Source organism: Flavobacterium bizetiae, from assembly GCF_024271895.1.
Lineage (GTDB): Bacteria > Bacteroidota > Bacteroidia > Flavobacteriales > Flavobacteriaceae > Flavobacterium > Flavobacterium bizetiae.
Genome location: NZ_CP091861.1, coordinates 1,790,185 through 1,809,815 on the forward strand (window position 1 = coordinate 1,790,185; position 19,631 = coordinate 1,809,815).

Annotated in this window: 17 protein-coding genes; 9 read left to right on the forward strand and 8 right to left on the reverse strand. The window is 33.6% G+C overall.

Annotated elements, in window-relative coordinates:
* Nucleotides 1-37: 37 nt before the first annotated feature.
* Together L0669_RS07925 and L0669_RS07930 are read right to left on the reverse strand one after the other, a co-directional pair.
* The gene (locus tag L0669_RS07925; RefSeq protein ID WP_194615975.1) at nucleotides 38-1,582 is read right to left on the reverse strand and encodes an Rne/Rng family ribonuclease; all 1,545 of its coding nucleotides are present in this window, start codon (nucleotides 1,580-1,582) and stop codon (nucleotides 38-40) included.
* A 391-nt stretch (nucleotides 1,583-1,973) separates the two neighbouring features.
* A complete protein-coding gene (locus tag L0669_RS07930) occupies nucleotides 1,974-2,264 on the reverse strand; it encodes an HU family DNA-binding protein (protein WP_007805026.1) in 291 nt (96 codons plus the stop codon).
* Nucleotides 2,265-2,404: 140 nt separating this feature from the next.
* Between L0669_RS07930 and mutY the strand changes: the two genes are divergently transcribed.
* The 4 genes from mutY to gldD are packed head-to-tail and all read left to right on the forward strand — an operon-like array spanning nucleotide 2,405 to nucleotide 5,809.
* Nucleotides 2,405-3,451, forward strand: a complete 1,047-nt coding sequence (mutY, locus tag L0669_RS07935; protein ID WP_263762592.1) for an A/G-specific adenine glycosylase — start codon at nucleotides 2,405-2,407, stop codon at nucleotides 3,449-3,451.
* 37 nt (nucleotides 3,452-3,488) lie between these two features.
* Nucleotides 3,489-3,929: a single-stranded DNA-binding protein gene (locus L0669_RS07940; RefSeq protein ID WP_065448112.1), complete on the forward strand. Its 441-nt coding sequence runs from the start codon at nucleotides 3,489-3,491 to the stop codon at nucleotides 3,927-3,929.
* A 23-nt stretch (nucleotides 3,930-3,952) separates the two neighbouring features.
* Nucleotides 3,953-5,248, forward strand: coding sequence for a gliding motility-associated protein GldE (locus tag L0669_RS07945; protein WP_263762594.1), 1,296 nt, complete (start codon nucleotides 3,953-3,955; stop codon nucleotides 5,246-5,248).
* Entirely contained in the window at nucleotides 5,249-5,809 is a 561-nt protein-coding gene (gene gldD / locus L0669_RS07950) for a gliding motility lipoprotein GldD (RefSeq protein ID WP_173969770.1), read from the forward strand. It abuts the gene before it with no gap.
* A gap of 124 nt (nucleotides 5,810-5,933) precedes the next feature.
* Here gldD and L0669_RS07955 read toward each other — a convergent pair whose 3' ends face one another.
* Complete coding sequence (locus L0669_RS07955) at nucleotides 5,934-6,317, reverse strand: heavy-metal-associated domain-containing protein (protein ID WP_263762596.1); 384 nt, start codon at nucleotides 6,315-6,317, stop codon at nucleotides 5,934-5,936.
* Nucleotides 6,318-6,418: 101 nt separating this feature from the next.
* Here L0669_RS07955 and L0669_RS07960 point away from each other — a divergent pair, with 101 nt between their 5' ends.
* Nucleotides 6,419-7,285 carry a DMT family transporter gene (locus L0669_RS07960; protein ID WP_263762598.1) on the forward strand — a complete coding sequence of 289 codons (867 nt, stop codon included), beginning with the start codon at nucleotides 6,419-6,421 and terminating at the stop codon, nucleotides 7,283-7,285.
* A 539-nt stretch (nucleotides 7,286-7,824) separates the two neighbouring features.
* On the opposite strand, the gene L0669_RS07965 is transcribed toward L0669_RS07960, so the two are convergent.
* Together L0669_RS07965 and L0669_RS07970 are read right to left on the reverse strand one after the other, a co-directional pair.
* Nucleotides 7,825-9,873: a M16 family metallopeptidase gene (locus L0669_RS07965; RefSeq protein ID WP_263762600.1), complete on the reverse strand. Its 2,049-nt coding sequence runs from the start codon at nucleotides 9,871-9,873 to the stop codon at nucleotides 7,825-7,827.
* A gap of 12 nt (nucleotides 9,874-9,885) precedes the next feature.
* Nucleotides 9,886-11,208, reverse strand: coding sequence for a M16 family metallopeptidase (locus L0669_RS07970; RefSeq protein WP_263762602.1), 1,323 nt, complete (start codon nucleotides 11,206-11,208; stop codon nucleotides 9,886-9,888).
* Between the two features lie 273 nt (nucleotides 11,209-11,481).
* On the opposite strand from L0669_RS07970, the gene rplU reads away from it, so the two are divergent.
* The 3 genes from rplU (at nucleotide 11,482) to L0669_RS07985 (ending at nucleotide 13,900) form a co-directional block, all read left to right on the forward strand.
* The gene (rplU, locus tag L0669_RS07975; RefSeq protein WP_194658520.1) at nucleotides 11,482-11,919 is read left to right on the forward strand and encodes a 50S ribosomal protein L21; all 438 of its coding nucleotides are present in this window, start codon (nucleotides 11,482-11,484) and stop codon (nucleotides 11,917-11,919) included.
* A 24-nt stretch (nucleotides 11,920-11,943) separates the two neighbouring features.
* Nucleotides 11,944-12,204 (forward strand): 50S ribosomal protein L27, encoded by a 261-nt coding sequence (rpmA, locus tag L0669_RS07980; RefSeq protein ID WP_017497241.1) that lies wholly within the window; start codon nucleotides 11,944-11,946, stop codon nucleotides 12,202-12,204.
* 412 nt (nucleotides 12,205-12,616) lie between these two features.
* Entirely contained in the window at nucleotides 12,617-13,900 is a 1,284-nt protein-coding gene (locus L0669_RS07985; protein WP_263762604.1) for a hypothetical protein, read from the forward strand.
* Nucleotides 13,901-14,002: 102 nt separating this feature from the next.
* On the opposite strand, the gene L0669_RS07990 is transcribed toward L0669_RS07985, so the two are convergent.
* Both L0669_RS07990 and L0669_RS07995 read right to left on the reverse strand, forming a co-directional pair.
* Nucleotides 14,003-16,765 (reverse strand): AsmA family protein, encoded by a 2,763-nt coding sequence (locus tag L0669_RS07990; protein ID WP_263762606.1) that lies wholly within the window; start codon nucleotides 16,763-16,765, stop codon nucleotides 14,003-14,005.
* Nucleotides 16,766-16,805: 40 nt separating this feature from the next.
* Nucleotides 16,806-17,387, reverse strand: a complete 582-nt coding sequence (locus L0669_RS07995; protein ID WP_035685975.1) for a MiaE family protein — start codon at nucleotides 17,385-17,387, stop codon at nucleotides 16,806-16,808.
* 114 nt (nucleotides 17,388-17,501) lie between these two features.
* Between L0669_RS07995 and L0669_RS08000 the strand changes: the two genes are divergently transcribed.
* On the forward strand, nucleotides 17,502-18,746 hold the full coding sequence (locus L0669_RS08000; RefSeq protein WP_263762608.1) for a glycosyltransferase family 4 protein: 1,245 nt from the start codon (nucleotides 17,502-17,504) through the stop codon (nucleotides 18,744-18,746).
* Here L0669_RS08000 and L0669_RS08005 read toward each other — a convergent pair.
* On the reverse strand, nucleotides 18,743-19,615 hold the full coding sequence (locus L0669_RS08005) for a helix-turn-helix domain-containing protein (protein WP_263762610.1): 873 nt from the start codon (nucleotides 19,613-19,615) through the stop codon (nucleotides 18,743-18,745). The genes L0669_RS08000 and L0669_RS08005 overlap by 4 nt on opposite strands.
* Between the last annotated feature and the right edge of the window lie 16 nt (nucleotides 19,616-19,631).

Here is a 19,631-nt window from a genome sequence, read left to right on the forward strand (position 1 = left end):
AAAAACCGCCAGTCTTTCGAGAGGCGGTTTTTGTTTTTTATTCTGAAATAACATTTCCTTTTTTATCATAGAAATGGTATTCTAAGTACGTGTAAGCGTCACGAGGTATGATTTTCACCCATTTCTTATGTTCAAAAAACCATTTTGAACGTAATGATGGAAAACCTTTACTGAGGTATGCAGCCACAAACGGATGTACATTAAGTACAACACCCTTGTGGGTTTTTAAAATTCTGTCTAAATCAGATGCGATTCTGTCAATGATCAAAATTGGCGCTTCAATTTCGCCATGTTCATTGTTTGGATCTTCTTCTCTAGTCTTAATATTAACTTCGGGTCTCACGCGTTGTCTGGTAATTTGAACTAAACCAAATTTACTAGGCGGTAAGATTTTATGCTTTGCTTTATCGTCGCTCATTTCTTCTCGCAAGAAGTCGAACAAAACCTTCCTGTTTTCAGGATTAGACATATCGATAAAATCAACTACGATTATTCCACCCATATCACGCAAACGAAGTTGTCTGGCAATTTCAGCGGCAGCAATCATATTTACTTCCATGGCGGTGTCTTCCTGGTTAGTCGCCTTATTCGAACGGTTTCCGCTATTTACGTCTATAACGTGAAGAGCTTCAGTGTGTTCGATGATAAGATACGCTCCTTTACTCATGGAAACGGTTCGTCCAAATGAAGTTTTGATTTGTCTCTCTATATTGTATTTCTCGAAAATTGGAGTGTCATTTGATTGATAAAACTTAACAATCGATTGTTTTGAAGGTGCAATTTCTTGCAGATATTCCTTCGTTTGATGGTACAACTCTTCGTCATCTATCTGAATACCACTAAAGGTATCGTTGAATACATCTCTTAATATCGAAGAAGCTCTGTTGAGCTCTCCTAATACTTTTGAAGGATGATGAGCAGTTGGTAATTTTTTACACATTGCAGTCCATCTGCCAAGCAGGTTCTGCAAATCTTTTTCTAATTCGGCTACGTTTTTGCCTTCGGCTACTGTGCGAACAATAACACCAAATCCTTTAGGTTTGATCGATAGAACAAGTTTTTTTAAACGATCCTTTTCTTTTTTGTCTTCTATTTTTTGAGAAATAGAAACGCGGTCAGAAAACGGAACGAGAACAATAAATCTTCCTGCCAATGAAAGCTCAGCGCTTATCCTTGGACCTTTGGTCGATATAGGTTCTTTTACAACTTGAACTAAAACAGATTGATTGGCACTTAAAATATCAGTAATGATGCCATCTTTGTCAATCTCTTTTTCAAACTGAAAGGTTTTTAGGGAGAAATCTTTTATTTTACCTGCGCTTACAAGTTTTATGAATTTCAGTTGGGAAGCTAAGTTAGGTCCTAAATCGTGATAATGTAAAAAGGCATCTTTTTCGAAGCCTACATTTACAAAAGCAGCGTTAAGACCAGCAACGGGTTTTCGTATTTTGGCGATAAAAATATCACCAACCTGAAAGTTGCTTTTCTCTTCTTCCTTGTGTAATTCAATTAGTTTTCCATCTTTTAATAAGGCAAAATCTACGGCTTCAGAACTAGATCTAATGATTAATTCTTTATTCACACTGTAAATTTTTATCTGTTTTTTCAGAAAATAGAGTATAGAGAGAAGAGCATAGATTTAAAATAAATCTAAAATCTAGTGTCTAAGATCTAAAATCTTATCTACAGATGGATTAAACAATATTTTTTTAACAGGTATTGAACCCGGGGGAATGTTAGCTTGCAGTTTGCAGTAGCAGTAAACAGTTTTAAGCTGCAGACTGTGACAGCGTACTGAGACTAAATTCCAATTTCAATGAACGTTTAAAAAGAAAAAAGTAGTTTAAAACTACTTTTTCTTTTTGTGACGGTTAGCTCTCGCTCTTTTTTTTCTTTTGTGCGTAGCTACCTTATGTCTCTTTCTTTTTTTACCACTTGGCATATCGTGTCGATTTTATGATTAATTAATAGTATTATTTTGCTTCGTTATTTGTTTTTACTCCTTCTACAAAAACTTTTGCAGGTTTAAACGCAGGAATGTTGTGTGCTGGAATTTTGATAGTGGTGTTTTTAGAAATGTTTCTACCTGTCTTTTCAGCTCTGGTTTTTACGATAAAACTACCAAAACCTCTTAGGTAAACATTGTCTCCAGTTTCTAGTGAAGTTTTCACTTCTTCCATAAAAGTTTCTACTGTTGCTTGAACATCTCCTTTTTCAAGACCTAGTTTCTCTGAAATTTTCGCTACGATATCTGCTTTCGTCATTTTCTTTCCTATTTTATTTTATAAATGGTGTACTATTTTTTTGAGTTTGCAAATATAGGAATTAAAAAAATAATTAATCAAGCTAATTCGTTAAATTTTAATTACATAAACATTTACTTTTGTATTCTAAGTATTTTGCAATGAATTTTTCTAACATATTGATAAAATGGTATTTACAAAACAAACGTGATTTGCCATGGCGAAAAACGGCCAATCCATACCATATTTGGCTCTCAGAAATTATGTTGCAACAGACTAGAGTTGCGCAAGGAACGCCTTATTTTTTTGCTTTTACGGAGGAATTTCCTACTGTATTTGATTTGGCAAATGCCTCAGAAGAGCAGGTTTTGAAACTTTGGCAGGGATTAGGGTACTATTCGAGAGCCAGAAATTTACATAAAACGGCGCAACATGTCGCAAATGACCTTGTTGGAGTTTTTCCTTCGAACTATAAAGACTTATTAAAATTAAAAGGAGTTGGTGAATATACCGCAGCAGCAATTGCTTCTTTTTCTTATAATGAAGCCGTTCCTGTTGTTGACGGAAATGTATTTCGTGTACTTTCTCGTTATTTTGATATCGAATCAGATATTTCTCTGCCTGCAACAAAAAAAGAATTTACAGAGTTAGCTTATGAGTTAATGCCTAAAGATAATCCTGCGATTTTTAATCAGGCGATTATGGAATTTGGCGCTTTGCAATGCGTGCCTAAAAGTCCGGATTGTTCTGTATGTGTATTTAATGACAGTTGTCTGGCGCTTCAAAAAAAGAAAGTATCGGTTTTACCAGTAAAATCTAAAAAGCTTAAAGTAACGAATCGTTTCTTTAATTATTTAATCTTAGAAGATGTTTTAGGAAATACATTAATACAAAAAAGAACCGCTAAAGGTATCTGGCATAATTTATATGAGTTTCCACTTTTAGAAACTACTGAAATTGTTGATTTTGATATTGTTTCAAAAGCCGTCAAAAATGATGTTTTTCCTTCCTATACTATATTAGGTATAGAAGAATGTAATGAAACAACTGTAGTTCATAAACTTTCGCATCAACATCTTCATATTCAGTTTTGGAAGGTTAAAATAGCGGAAAAAATAGAAAACGGATTGAATTCCAGTCAATTAAAAACTTTTCCTTTTCCTGTTGTCATTTATAATTTTATAGAAAAGCAAGAAATAAATTGCTAAAAAAATGTATCTTTGGGATAAATACCACTATAAAATTATGAATGGAACATTAAATAAAGTGATGCTAATTGGCCATTTAGGCGATGATGTAAAAATGCATTATTTTGATGGCGGAAACTGTATAGGTCGTTTTCAATTGGCTACAAACGAGGTTTATATCAATAAAACGACCAATGAAAAAATAACTTCAACAGAGTGGCATAATTTAGTTGTGCGCAATAAAGCCGCCGAAATTTGCGAAAAATACCTTTCTAAAGGAGATAAAATCTATATAGAAGGACGTATAAAATCGCGCCAATGGCAGGCTGAAGACGGTACTACTAAATATACCACCGAGATTCAGGTGACTGAGTTTACTTTCTTGACTACCAAAAAAGAAACCGGAAATCATAAACCACATCAGGAATCAGAACCAGCAAAAAACACTAACTTTGATGCGACGAATGAAGGCTTGCCTATAAATGACTTGCCTTTTTGATTGTTTAACTAATCCTTTTTAATTTGGACCCGGAGCCCAGTTTATTTTTTAATACCACTTTAGACATCAATTTAATAATTGGTTTTGTCGGAATATTTATTTTGCTGTTTCTTTCGGCAATTGTTTCAGGTGCCGAAGTAGCGCTTTTTTCTTTATCGCAAAAAGACATTGATGAAACATTGCATGAAAATAATCCGAGAGGAAAAATTATTTCAAATCTTTTAGATAAACCCAAAAAACTTTTAGCCACCTTATTAGTCGCCAATAATTTCTTTAATATTGGAGTCGTTATTTTGTTCTCATTTATCGGGCAAAATATTTTTGCTAATGTAAGTTCGCCTGTCTTTAAGTTTATTCTTGAAATCGTTCTGGTTACTTTTCTTATTTTGCTGTTTGGCGAAGTTTTGCCTAAAGTTTATGCCAGCCGCAACAATATAAAATTCGCAAAACGCGTTGCATACCCAATCGCTATTTTAGATACATTGCTATCTCCAATAAGTTTGCCTATGCGAAGCGTTACGTTATATTTGCACAACAAATTAGGGAAACAAAAAAATAGTTTTTCGATAAATCAGCTTTCGCAAGCCTTAGAACTTACAGATTCTGAAGGAACATCAAGCGAAGAACAAAAAATATTAGAAGGAATTGTTTCCTTTGGAAATACAGATACGAAACAAGTTATGAGTCCCAGGATTGATATTTTTGCATTAGAAATATCAGAACCTTTTTCAGTAATTTGTCCTAAAATAATCGAAAAAGGATTCTCAAGAATTCCGGTGTACAGAGATAATATCGATCAGATCGAAGGTGTTTTATTCGTTAAGGATTTATTGCCTCATATTGATAAAGAAGAGTTTGACTGGTCATCCTTGATAAGAGAAGCGTTTTTTGTTCCTGAAAATAAAAAGCTCGATAATTTATTAAAGGATTTTCAGAGCCTTAAAAGCCATTTGGCCATTGTGGTTGATGAATACGGAGGAACTTCCGGATTAGTTTCTTTAGAAGATGTTATCGAAGAAATAGTAGGGGATATAAGTGATGAGTTTGACGATGAAAATTTGAATTTTTCTCAAATCGACGAAAAGAATTTTCTTTTTGAAGGAAAGATTAACATGAAAGATTTTTACAGAATCGTTGATGTCAACGAAGATGTTTTCGAATCGCATAAAGGAGAAGCAGAAACATTAGCAGGATTTATTCTTGAAATTCTGGGTAATTTCCCTAAAAAAGATCAAAAAGTAGCTTTTGATAATTGTGTCTTTACCATAGAAACAGTCGATAAAAAGCGTGTAAAACAAATAAAAGTAACAATAGATTAAATGTTTAAAAAAACAATTTCAATAGCAACAATTTTACTGGCATTGACTGTTTTAAGTTGTAAAGATGATGTGGTGCCTAAGCCATCAGGTTTTCTTCGTTTAGATTATCCCGAAGCTAAATATGTTAGTTTTGAAAATAATTGCCCGTTTGCTTTTGAAATGAACGAAGCAGCAGTTATAAAAGGTGAAAAAGATTGCGGATTTGCTATTACATATCCTAAAATGAAAGCCACTATTTACCTGACATATAAACCCGTAAATGGTAATATTGAGAAATTGCTTAAAGATGCTCAAAAACTAACTTATGAGCATGTTATTAAAGCTGATGACATCTTAGAACAGCCTTATTTAAACCCTCAAAAAAAGGTTTACGGAATGTTTTACCAAGTAGACGGAAATGCAGCTACAAACTCACAATTTTACGTTACAGATAGTACAAAGCATTTTATAACAGGATCAGTTTATTTTTATGCTAAACCAAACTTTGATTCTATTATGCCTGCAGCAAGTTATATCAAAAATGACATGCAGCGATTAATGGAAACCTTGAAGTGGAAATAGAAAATCAACTCATAAAAAAAAGGGCATTCAAAATGAGTGCCCTTTTTTTATACCTTAAAATTAAATCATAAACCCAAACTTTTGTTGGAATTTGGAATTTAAAAAATTATTGGAATTTAAATTTTTAAGATTTAGTATTCAAAACTTTATATGTTTTACCATCTCCCGTTGCCTGAACAACTTTGGTTAGGTTTTCTTGATTCTGCACCGTTTTATCAAATACAACAGTAGCTGTTTTTTTATCAAAATCAACAGTAGCTTTTTCTACTCCGTCAAGATTAGATAATTCTTTTTCGATTGTTTTTGCGCAACCCATAGCACAAGTCATTCCTTCGATTTCAAAACTTGCAGTTTGTACATTTTCTGCCGCAATTACTTTGTGTTCTTTAGGAGCTTCTTTTTCGGCTTGAGCCTTAATCAAAGCCATACTCTTGTCTTCTTCTTTTTTGCAGCTTACCAATACTAAACCTGCTATCGCGAAAGTGGCTATAATCTTTGTGAATTTCATTCTATATAATTTTAATTAGACAGTTGTGTTCTTTGCAAAATTAATAAAAAGGAGGAGGTCAGTTCATAAATTTATTACAAATTTGCATCAAAATGGTATTTATGGATGCAAAGCAATTAAAGTGGGCTTATTTATTTGTTCTTTCTCTTATTTGGGGAAGTTCTTTTATTTTAATAAAAAGAGGTCTGGTTGGTTTAACTGCTGTTCAGGTAGGTTCATTCCGAATTATTTTTGCAGCCCTTTTTCTATTGATTTTTGGTTTTAAAAGTCTGAAGAAAATTTCGCGCCGTCAATGGAAATTTGTTGCCATAACATCCGTTTTCGGAACTTTTACTCCTGCCTTTCTTTTTGCAATTGCCGAAACCCAGGTCGATAGTTCGATCGTAGCCATTTTAAATTCGCTTACACCATTAAATACTCTGGTTTTAGGAATACTTTTATTCGGAATCCAGTTTCAAAAACGACAGGTTTTAGGTGTTTTTGTTGGGCTAGTTGGGTGTTTATTGCTGGTTTTAAGCGGTGCATCGGCTCATCCCGGGCAAAATTATTATTATGTGGTTTTGGTGGTTATTGCAACACTTTGTTATGCTATCAATGTCAATTTAATCAAGAAATATTTATCAGATTTAAATTCAGTAAGTATCACAACCGGAAACTTTGCCGTTTTGCTTCTGCCGGCTTTGATTATTTTGAGTTTTACAGATATTACACAAAGAATAAGTTTTGATGCTGCACAACATTCCATTTTCTTTGTAATGATTCTGGGAATTGTAGGAACCGGAATCGCGAATGTTTTGTTCTTTAAATTAATACAAATATCTTCGCCTGTATTTGCAACATCAGTAACCTATTTAATCCCGATAGTAGCTTTCTTTTGGGGATTATTAGATAACGAAATGCTAACGCCAATTCAGTTTTTTGGAGCATTTATTATTTTAATCGGAGTTTATTTATCTGCTAAGAAATAAGACATTTTGTGATTTACCCGCATGTCATCCTGAGCGAAGTCGAAGGGCGACCCAATTGGAACTGGACTTCGACTTCGCTCAGCCTGACAAAACAGTGACTATAAGTAGTGTACATAAAAAAAAACTTTCTCAAGGTTTTGTCGCAAAGTTTATTACTATGATAAAATTAAATCTTTTTTTAGGAGCTAATCCCGCTATCCGTTCCAATCTTTTGTGCCGAACACCGGCACAAAAGGATTTCCACTTCTATCGGGGCTAGGGCAATCATTTTCTTAATAATGATTTTGTGTAGTTTGTCATCCCGAGGAACGAGGGATCTTCGCAAGTAGCTCCGTGACGTAAATCCAATCTTTGTCGGGTTTCTCGTGAAGATATGATGGAGTAAAAAAGGCTTCGATTCTGATCAGCCTGACAACAATAAGCAGAAATAATACGAATAAAAAAAAGCTTTGTCAAAGTTTTAAACTTTGACAAAGCCTCTAAAAATCTTAGTAAATCAGAACCTTTGCACCTCTGAACCTCTGTAACTTTGAACCTTCCTAAAAAAAATCTTTCTCAGAAACTCCTTCGTTAATTTTAATTTCAGACATTTTAATATCCAATTCAAAACCTACATTCTGAACTAAATTAAAAGGAACTTTTACTCCTTTTACCTCTCTGTAATCGTTGAAGTTTGTTATTTGCGAAGATGATTTTCCGTCTTGCTCACGAACTTTGCCTTTTGCTGTTTTTAAGCCTGATTTTACATCGTAATAATACGTTGTTTTTCCGTCTTTAATTACATAAGCATCGCTGCCGTTTACAGGTTCTATTCCTTCTATTTTTAAGTCTGTTCTTTTTTGTAATTGCAACTCTTCAAAAGGAGCAGCGCTGGCTTTCATATCAGCAAGATCTGCGCCTTCAAGATTCTTACGCTGACCTTGTTGCTCGATGTAAGCCCCTTTTTCGTTTACTACCTGTTTCATTAAATTCATAGTTCCCATTGCAAGCGAAACCATCATTTTTCCTTTCGAATCTAATTTAGATGTAAAAGTTAAAGGACCCGGAGCCTGAGGAACCGTTGTAGTTCCTGTCATGGCCAAAGTTTTAACAGCAGAAACCGCTTTTTCGCCTCCAATTGCTTTTAGGTAATTTTCGAAAACAGTCTTGGCAGTAATTCCTGCCGGAGCTTCTTTTTTAGTAACTGGTTTCTCAACAGGATTTCCGTATTTATCAAAATAGAAAATCGGAATTTGAAGTTTTTCTAAACCGCTAATAACATCAGAACCTTTTCCTGCAATTACAATTCGCATATTGTCTAATAAGAAATATTTGTTTGCAACGCGGTAAATATCTTCAGCTGTAACATTGTTTATGGTCTGAATGTATTTTTCGTAAAAATCAGCCGGAAGATTTTCTGTTTCAATGTTCAAAGCATATCGGGCAACAGTTTGTGGTTTTTCAACCTGCATTACAAATCGGCCAATATATCCCGCTTTTACATTTCTTAAAACTTCCTGAGGAACTTGTTCAGTTCTGATTCTTTTAATTTCTTTTATAAATTGAACTACCGCGCTATCGGTAACCGTGTTTCTTACAGCTGAAGATGCTTTAAATTTAGTTACATATTTTCCTGCTCCAATACTTGAGCTTGCGCCATAAGTCCAGGCATGTTGCTCACGTAAATTCATGTTTAAGTAGCTGTTAAAATCTCCTCCTAAAATTTGATTGGCAATAACTGCCGGGAAAAAATCAGGATCGCTCATTTTTAGATTCACAGTATTTACTAATGAAATTTCAGATTGTACCGCATTTGGAACATCTACAAAATCAATTTGAAGTTGAGACACATTTTCCGGATTTGGGTAAGTATTTTTTGGAGCAACTTGTTTTTTCCATCCTCCAAAAAGTTTTTCTACAGCTGCTTTTGTTTCTTTAAACTTAATATCACCAATAATTACCAAATAAGCATTTTCAGGAACAAAATAAGTTGCGTAATTCGCCTGAACATCAGCAAGCGTTACGTTTTTTACCGTTTCTTCTGAAAGATACTCTCCTGACGGATGATTTTTTCCAAAAGCCAAAACATCAACAACGCGGTTTGCAATTGCAGGAACGCTTTTTTCATCGGCTTTAAGCCCTTCGATTAATTTTGCTTTTTCTTTATCAAATTCAGTTTGAGTAAAATTGGGTTGCAAAGCACCTTCTGCCAAAAGCTCCAGAACACGTCCTGAATATTTAGAAAGTGAACTCGCATAAGCGCCTGTTGATGAGAAATTAATGCTTGCTCCGTAAAAGTCGATTTCTTCGTTAAAAGCCTCTTTGGTTGTTTTTTTAGTTCCGTTACCAATTAAACTGCTGGTAAGCTCATCAACACCTTTTTTGTTTCCTTCTGTAAAAGGAGCATTATTTAGAGTTAAATTAAAACTTACTCTTGGTAATTTATGATTTTCAACCACCAAAACTTTCATACCGTTTGCCAAAACAAAAGTTTGCGGTTTTTTGATATTGACTACTGGCGAAGGACCTGGTTTGGGTTGTGGACGATTTTGTGCTTGCATAATTCCAGTCAGGAATAAAAGGATTAAAAATGTATGTATTTTTTTCATGATTCGATAAGCTTAGTTTTGAACTTTAGTTGAAGGAACGTAGTCTAAAATTAAACGCTGGTTAGGGTTTAAGTACTTTTTAGCCACTTCTCTAATCTCTTCTCTTGTAATAGAGTGGTAAATATCAATCTCAGTATTGATTAAATTTACATCTCCGTAAAGTAGGTAATAAGAAGCCAGATTTTCGGCGATTCCCTCTACGCTTGCGTTAGCGTTCACAAAATTATTATCGAATTTGTTTTGTAGTTTTTCGTAATCTTTTTCAGAAATCAGGTCCGTCTGAATTTTTACAATTTCCTCATCCATTTCTTTTAAAATGTCGGCCGTTGTATTTGGCGCCATTGGCAAACCATATAAAATGTACATTCCGTAATCTTCCTGACTAAAACCTACCGCTCCAATTTGAAGCGCCATTTTTTTATCATCTACTATTTTCTTGTACAATTTTGAGCTTTTTCCGTCACTTAAATAAGAAGAGATTAAATCTAAAACTCTTGCATCTCTTGTTTTCATCGAAGGAGTTCTGTACGAAGCTACAATCATTGGGATCTGAATATTCGGATCTTCATAAGTTGCTTTTATCGTCTGGTTGATTGGTTCTTCGACAAAAGTCTGTTTTTTCACTTCCTCACCGCGCGGAATTGGAGCAAAATATTTCTGAATCCATTCTTTTGTTTTTACTTTATCAAAATCTCCGGCAACAACTAAAACCGCATTGTTTGGCGTGTAGAATTTTTTATTAAAAGCCTGAAATTCTTCCAGCGTTGCAGCATCAAGATCTTTCATAGATCCGATAGTTGTCCAGCGATACGGATGATTTTTGAACATGTTCTTTTTAACTTCCGGCAAAATGTTTCCATAAGGCTGATTGTCGTAACGCATTCTCTTTTCTTCCTTTACCACCTCATTTTGAGTTTCAACACCAATCTTATTGATTATTGGATGCATCAATCGCTCAGATTCCATCCATAGACCTAATTCTAAACTGTTTGATGGAAAAACTTCGTAGTAATACGTTCTGTCGTCAGAAGTATTGGCGTTATTTACTCCGCCATTTGCGGTAACGATTTTCATCCATTCGCCGCGTTTTATATTTTGAGTTCCTTCAAATAATAAATGCTCAAAGAAATGCGCAAAACCAGTTCGGTCCGGGCGCTCGTCTTTTGATCCCACGTGGTACATTACCGAAGTAATCACAACGGGAGCCGATGGATCGTTGTGTAAAATAACATGCATGCCGTTATCTAAATTATATTCTTCAAAAGCTACCTTTTGAGCATGAGCCACTCCGCCGAGCATTAGTGCTGCACTTAACATCATTATTGATTTTTTCATAAAGATTAATAATTTTTATTTACCTATATATGTAGGTAGCCAAGAGTTGATTATCGTTACATCAAAATTAACTTTTTTTAATTATCAATTATGGGTTAGGGTCTGTTTTGGTGATACTTTAACAGTATTATACGGCTAAATGTTTCTTTTTAAACCATGAAACGCCTTGAAAAACAGACTTTAAAACGAAATAAATATTTTTAGAATAAGAGATTGCACAGTAAATTATTAATTGTATATTTGCAACCTTAAAAATCAATAAATCAATTTGGTATGTATGCAATCGTAGAGATAGCAGGGCAACAATTCAAAGTAAGCAAAGACTTAAAGGTTTATGTTAACCGTTTGACTAATGAAGAAGGTTCAAAAGTTTCTTTTGACAAAGTTCTTTTATTAGACGATAATGGAAATGTAACTTTAGGCGCCCCAGCTATAGAAGGTGCTTCAGTAGAAGCTAAAGTGTTACAACACTTAAAAGGAGATAAAGTTATCGTTTTCAAAAAGAAAAGAAGAAAAGGATACAAAAAGAGAAATGGTCACAGACAATATCTTACTCAAATTGTAATTGAAGGTATTACTGCAGCTGGAGGAACTAAAAAAGCAGCAGCTAAGAAAGCAGTTGTGGCAGAAGAAGTAGCTACTGAAGAAGTAGAAGCTCCTAAAGCTAAAAAAGCAGCTCCAAAAGCAAAAAAAGAAGCTACTAAAGAATAATAACAATATTTAAACTCATACGTCATGGCTCACAAGAAAGGTGTCGGTAGTTCGAAGAATGGTAGAGAATCAGAATCAAAACGTCTAGGCGTTAAGATTTTTGGTGGACAAGCTGCTATTGCTGGGAACATCATCGTTAGACAAAGAGGTTCAAAACATAATCCAGGTGAAAACGTTTACATCAGTAAAGATCACACACTACACGCAAGAGTAGCTGGAGTTGTTAAGTTCCAAAAGAAAAAAGATAACAAATCTTATGTATCTATCCTTCCATTCGAAGCATAATCATTAAGACTACTTATTACAAAACCCGTTCTGAAAAGACCGGGTTTTTTGTTTTTATGACTTAACCAGATAAGTTATATAAGAAAATTTAAGGTTGCTGAGTTTTGTTATTTGTTTAAAGTAGAGGTAATTGGGTTTGTTTTGAGCCAATTCAAAAACCTGTAGAGAGAAAAAAAATTTACCGCAAAGAACGCAAAGTTTTTAAATGTTAAGTTTAGCAAAACAAAAACACAAAGTTCACAAAGCTTTGTGTGCTTTAATTGTGTAAACACGGATTAAATCTTAGTGAACTCTGCGAAAAATCTTTGCACTCTTTGCGGTAAAAAAATAGTGAGTTTTGTTTTTGCTATTGGAAATTGAAATTTTACCACAGTATTATTTGTATTTTTGATTGGATTAATCTACTCAAATTTTGAAAAAAATAGTATTCCTTTTATTTCTTTTCTGTACAAGCCTATTCGCAAAAGAAATTCATTCTGCTGAAAAAGTAGTATCATTAAACGATTCTCAAAAAAAGATTTTATACGAGTTTGCTGTTCTTCAAAAAAGCGGCTCCGATGCTAATGCCTATTGGCAGCAACATAAGAATCAGTTTTCTGCAATTAATGATTCGGTAAGAGATCAATTGGCGAACGAAATTTATGTCAATTCCCATATCGTTTATATTCCTGTAAAAGATTCTGCGATTCAATTGTGGATGCAGACACAAACGCTAACCAATTGGATGTTGTATCTGGCCGCCTTTACTGCCATATGTGCTATAATAGGTTTGTTACGCAATTATTGGAGTTCGCTTATTGATATTCTTATCAGGCAATTTGAGCCGGTATTCAGATTTTTATTCTCGGCAATTTTAGTAACCTACGAATTATTCTTTCTCGGAATTGTCTTTGTTATTGGCGGATGTTATATAGAAGAAATGACCCTGCGTACCGTAGTAATTCATGTAGGTTTGTTTTTGTTGTGGAGTCAGTCTACGGCAATTTTTACTCAGAAATATTTAGTGAAGAAATATATTTTTGAAATACGAAACACTTTCTGGGGAAGCAATAAGTGGGAAGTAGTAAAAACAATTTGTCTGCCTGCTATTATTGTTACGATCGCTCTTTTGTATGTATTGTATAAGATTCCGGAGGATATATTGTATAATTATGAAATTGTTGTATCTGGAATGGCGGTACTTTGTGCTTTGCCTTTCTGGCGTACATTAGATAAGTATTTTAGCCGAATTCTTATTCCGTACAAAGATACTTATATCGAAAGAAGTATTTATTCCCTTGCAGCCTGTGTTGTTTTGGCAATTGCCATTGATGGCTTTTTTATAATACAAAATAATCCACTTTTTTCTTATGTTGTAATCGCTTTGACAAGTTTGCTAATTATCTCATTTTTGATTTTATCACTTAAGGAGAATTTCAAACGCAATTATAAAAATTACTATTATATACAAATCATTACCATTCTTTTTCTTGTGTCAGTATTGTTTTATAGTTTTCGTATTCATTCCGCCCAGATTATTTGGGCGTCTTTAGTAGGAACAAGTATTTATATCATTATCAAATTTTGGGAGATTTTGTTCCTTTTCACGCGCTGGAAGAGAAACAGAATTACGACATGGGGATTTTTAGGAACGGCTGTTTTATTATGGTTGTTGGCGAAAGGTATTTTGTATGTTTCGGTAATGTTGTATGTGTAGTTTGAAATAGCAAGATTGCGAAAAAAAACCTTTGTCAAAGTTTAAAACTTTGACAAAGGTATATATCAGTAATTGGAATTTTAAATTTAAAAAATTGAAATTTTAATTCTCAGTATCTTTAGTCTCTTCAAGATCTTCTGTTTTGCGGCCCACTTTTACTTTAGGACTATTCTGTGTTCCTGTAACGGTTAGCGGAATACCAAAAATACCAAAAGGAGGTAAGCCTAAGCGCATTTTTAAGTTCAGTTTTCCGTCAAGACTTGTTGTGCCTTCGATTCTTGGTCTGAAGCCTGCAAACTTAAATTTAAAACGTTCTACAGTTATAATATTGTTTTTGATTGTAGTTTTAATGTCTACTTTCGATAAATCCGGATTCTTTATAGATTCAGTATTGGTTTCTTTGCTTACGGCGCTAAACATTTTTAATCCTCGCACTTTCACATCTTTTATAGAAAGTATTCCGCCACCCACAAGCGATGGATAAACAGGATCCATATTACCATTTAAACGACCTTTTAACTGGTAATCTACAGAAACAATTCCTTGTGCTTTTTCGGCAGCGCTGGCCATTTTTCTGAATACTTCAATTTCGTTGTAAGCTTTTTTAATATCAAAATCAGCTGCTTTAATAGCGTATTCAAAATTGGCTTTTTTAGACGTTACGGCCTGATATGTTGCGTTCATGCTAACTTTGCAGCCAATCAGGTCAAAACCGGTATTCTGCATGCTCAGTTTGCCTTTGTTCATATTTAAATTTCCAACTGCATTTTGAAGATTTAATTTATCAAAATTCACTTTTTGGGCATTCGCAACAAATTGCAAATTCAAATTGGTCGGAATAATAATTACGCCGGTTTGTTTTGCCTCTGTTGAAGTTGGGGCAGGAGCTTCGGTTTTAGTTTGCGTTACAGAAGTATTTGCAGGAGTGCTCGACATAAACTCATCTACATTGATGTATCTTGACGTAACTTTAAAAGAACCTCTTAAAACGCCTGTATTTGTAGTTACATAATTAAAAACATTCTGCAAATAACCATTCATCTTAAAATCTGACTGACCGTAAGCGGCCAAAAAGTTATTAAAAGACATTTTATCCTGATTGATTTTAAAGATTCCCTCTTTGATGATGAATTTCTTTGGCAGATATTCTGATGCAATACCAATGTTTCTTAGTTCAAGCGTTCCTTTGTTGTAAAGTTTACTATAACGTCCTTTTTCGGCGTCGCTTTGTTTGCCTTTCAAAACTAAATCGGCTTTTACGAAACCATCTAAATCAAGTCCTTTTTGAGAGAAAACTTTATAGATTTTGTTTACATCAAGTTCTCCTTTTGCTTTAATATCATAAGCCAGATCATCAAAATTACTCAAATCAGCCTCTACAAAAACAGGTTTTCCTTCAAAAGTAAACTTAGTTGGTTTTAAGCTCACTTTCAAAGCATCAAAAGTTCCTTTCTGATTCTCAATTTTAGATTTTATCGTAATATTTGTGATCGGATTTGGGTAATACGGAGTTTTTAAATATCCGTTTTCCAAATCGATAACGCCATTTGTAACCGGGAAAAGTTTCTTTTTTAGATCGAATTTTCCGTTTGCTTTCACATCTCCGGCGAGACTTCCTTTTAAAACAATATTCGGAATTCCGAGCGCTTTCATTAATTTTTCAAGATCAATTTTAGCCTTAAAATCAGCATCGATATTAGGAGTATTGATGCCTTCAACATAAAATTTAGACTTTAAGTAATCTTTGTTAATGTTTAAAGATACATTTTTAGCATCAACAATAACAAGATCCGGATTTAACGACGGAACCTTTGTTTTTACGTCTAAGTTTAAATTAGAAACCGGAAAAGTACTTTTGTTATAATTCACAAAACCGCTGTCTATTTTTACATCCAGATTAAGATCCGGCGCTATATTTTTTGATGCAATATAATCTCCTTTTAGTGTTAAAAGTAAATTGGTATTTCCCTTCAATTCGGTTTTAGAAAGCCATGTAATGTATTTTGGAGGGAAAGCAGTAAAAACATCATTCAATTTACTATTGTCAGATTTAATAACAAAATCCATGTTGTAACCATCTTTCAGGAAATCAAATTTTCCTTTAAAATCGACCAAAAGCTGATTGATTTTTAAGTTGTTTTGTTGAAAGAAAAAAGACAACGAATTTACATTTACTTTTGTGATCAGATCCGCATCAATTTTCTTGTTCATTAAATACGGTTCGCCTTCGTAAACAATATTTAGTTTCTCGATTTTAGCTTTCGAATACAAATCAAAAACAGCTTTATTTAAATCTCCTTTTCCTAAATAATTAAATCCAAAAGCGTCAAAATGAACTTTTGTCGATAAATCGTCATAGATTATTTTACTGTTCAAAATTTCAATTCGTTCCAGTTTTAAAGCCGTATCAGTACTGTCTTTAGCATCTGAAGCTTGCGCAGAAGATTTGTAAACGTTGTAATTTGCCTCTCCTTTTTGGTTTACTTTTACATTAATAAACGAATCAGATAAGTAAATCTGATCAATTTTTACTTCCTTGCTAAAAACTAAACTCGCCACATTTATTCCAAAAGAAACCTCTTTTGCAGTGATGAATTTTTCGCTTGTATAAGGCGCTGATCCGTTAAGACTTAAATCATTTAAGGTTAACGTTAGCGAAGGGAAATGATGAAAAAACGAAACCGAAACATCAGAATAATTCAATTCTGCGCTCAGTCTTTCGTTTGCTGTTTTTTTAATTTGCTCCTTAATTTTATCGGCAAAAACAATAGGAGTTAAAAACAATAATCCTATAATAACGACAAAAGTTATTCCAAGATATTTTGCTATTTTTAATAAAATCGACTTCGTTTTATTCGTAGACATAACAAATTGTGGTATTTATAGGTAAGATTTAAATTGAATATTATCCGTGAACAGTTTCGCTTTTACCATAATTGGTAATAATAGAACCTTCGTATTCAATCCATTCTTTCCAGCGTTTATCGATATCTATATTGTCTGTATATTTTCGTGCAAATCCTAAAAATGTTGTATAATGTCCCGCTTCAGAAATCATTAAATCACGATAGAATTTAGCTAATTCTTCGTCTTTAATATTCTCTGATAATACTTTAAAACGCTCGCAGCTTCTCGCTTCGATCATGGCCGAAAACAACAAACGATCGCAAAGTGCATCTTTTCTGCTTCCGTCTTTCTTCATAAATTTAAAAAGTTCATTTACATAATGATCTTTTCTTTCGCGTCCCAAAGTCAAACCTCTTTTTTTGATAATGTCGTGAACCATTTGCAAATGCTCTAATTCTTCTCTCGCAATTACAAGCATTTCAGTAACTAATTCTTCTAACTCAGAATTGTAAGTTACTAAACTAATGGCGTTTGAAGCTGCTTTTTGCTCACACCAGGCATGATCTGTCAATATTTCTTCGATATTCGACTCGACTATATTTACCCAACGAGGGTCTGTGGCTAATTTTAATCCTAACATAATTTTATTGAAAAAAAGTATTCTGCAAAATTAGTCATTTTTATCACTGAAATTTAGGAAATATCGTGTAAATACGCTCAAAAAAGCATTATTTTGTAGCTTGAAACGATATAAATGAATCAGATAAAAAAACTTTTAATCATTGGCTCCGTTTGGCCTGAACCAAATTCATCTGCAGCGGGCGGAAGAATGATGCAATTGATCTCTATTTTTAAACAAAATGGATTTGAAATCACATTTGCAAGCGCGGCTTTAGATAGTGATTTTATGGTTGATTTATCTGAATTTGGAGTAAAGAAAGTTTCAATAGAACTCAATAATGCCAGTTTTGATGATTTTGTAATCGAATTAAATCCTGATGTTGTTTTGTTTGATCGTTATACGATCGAAGAGCAATATGGCTGGCGTGTTGCTGAAAACTGCCCAAAAGCAATTCGTTTATTAGATACCGAAGATTTGCATTGTTTGAGAAAGACAAGAGAAAAAGCGTTTAAAGAAAAAAGGACTTTTGAGCTTCATGATTTATTGTCTGAAGATATTACAAAACGTGAAATTGCCAGTATTTTAAGATGCGATCTTTCTTTTATAATTTCTGAATTTGAAATGAAATTACTGAAAGATCTTTTTAAAATAGATACTGCTTTGTTGCATTATCTTCCTTTTTTAGTAGATGAAATGCCAGAAGAAGATCTTTTGAAATTACCATCTTTTGAAGAGCGAAAAAACTTTGTGTTCATAGGAAATTTTCTTCATGAACCCAATTGGAATACTGTACAGTACTTAAAAGAAACGATTTGGCCACTAATAAAAAAGCAATTTCCGGAAGCGGTTTTAGAGATTTATGGCGCCTATACTTCGCAAAAAGTATTGCAATTGCATCAGCCTAAAAACGGTTTTTTTATTATGGGAAGAGCAGCTGATGCCAATGAAATTGTAAAAAAAGCACGTGTAGTTCTAGCGTCAATTCGTTTTGGAGCAGGTTTAAAAGGAAAATTATTAGAAGCCATGCAATGCGGAACGCCAAGTGTAACTTCTACAATTGGTTCTGAAGCGATGCATGCCAATTTACCATGGAATGGTTTTATAACAGATGATGTTGAGTTGTTTGCAAAAAAAGCGGTTGAATTGTATCACGACGAAAACCTTTGGAAACAATCTCAAAAAAATGGAGTTGCGATTGTCAACGAATGTTATCAATTGAGTAAATATTCTACAGCATTAATAGCAGCAATCAATTCATTATTAAATGATTTTGAAAATCATCGTTTGTATAATTTTATGGGAAGTTTGTTACAGCATCATGCTTATAAAAGTACCATGTATATGTCAAAATGGATTGAAGCTAAAAATAAAAATTAATTTACCATTTTCCCAAATCCTACAGTTTCACGATACAATTGTGGCGAAACATCAGCATTCGTTTTAAAAAATCGGCTAAAATAATGTTCATCGTCATAACCCAGTTCGTACGCGATTTCTTTAATCGTTTTATTGGTCATGTACAATTCTCTTTTTGCTTCAATAATAATTCTTTCGGCTATTAAATCAGTAAGCGTTTTGTTGAAATAATTTTTCGATAATTTGGCTAAGGCTTTCGCCGAAATATTTAGCATTTCTGCATAATGTCCGGCAGAATGTTTGGTTTTAAAATGCACTTCAATAGCATCTTTTAAATCCTGAAGAATAAAAGGTTCTTTACTATCAGGAACCGCTTTCATTTCTTCTAATTGCTCGTTTTTAAGTCTTGATGCAGTGATTAAAAATATTTTCAAGTACGAAATCAATAACTCATATTGCGCCAATTCTGCATTTTGAATCTCGTTTTTCATCTGATCTAAAACCATTTTAAAAGTAGCGGCAGCTTCGTTTGTAATTCTTGTAAAAGGCGGTTGATATACATTATTAAACAAAACACCATTACAAGAAACCTCTTTTTGGTGGTAATGAATGCAGTAAAAATCAGGATGAAAATGAATTGCAATTCCTTCAATTGGTTCGCTTACGCAAAGCATAAAAGGCTGATAAGGAGAGAAGGCGAGGAGTGAGTTTTCTTCAAAATGATGTTCGGCAAAATCAGCTTTTACTTTGCCTTTTCCCTTCGTTACCCAAATTAAAGAGAAATAATTATTGCGTTGCAAATGATCAAAATGGCTGTTGTCATCAAACGGAAGCAGTTTGAAAGCCAGATTTCCGGTTTGCGGATTAATTAAAGTAAAAACATTGCTCATATTTTGTGCGTTTTTA